At 52.7% G+C, this 355-nt stretch carries 1 pseudogene; it reads left to right on the top strand.

The features are described from left to right. Window positions 1-201, top strand: a pseudogene (locus tag EOD29_RS30825) (RpiR family transcriptional regulator); the annotation flags it as partial. Window positions 202-355 lie beyond the last annotated feature (154 nt).

Here is a 355-nt window from a genome sequence, read left to right on the forward strand (position 1 = left end):
CCTGCCGCCAAACTCGCCCGGCACGCTTTCCGCGTCCGCATCGAAGCGCCGTCGGCCTGGGACTCATCGGTCGTCACACTTTTCATCGTCGAGGCTCTGATTGAAGCCGTCCAGAACTCCACCTGGGACGAGACGAAGGAGCGCATGAAGACACTGGAAGGCCTGTTCGAGCAGACCAAGCTTTTCCGCAAACCGGGTTAGGAGGATAAGACTAAAACAGAAGAAAAACTATGGCGGTTTTTTCGCGGAAACAGACGGCGTTGTCGCAAATAAAACATTTGTCGCAACCCCCGCTATTCACAGCAGAATTAACGTCATCGAACCGTCACACAAGCTTCATGTAATCTCATTAACA

Source organism: Mesorhizobium sp. M1A.T.Ca.IN.004.03.1.1 (assembly GCF_003997555.1).
GTDB lineage: Bacteria > Pseudomonadota > Alphaproteobacteria > Rhizobiales > Rhizobiaceae > Mesorhizobium.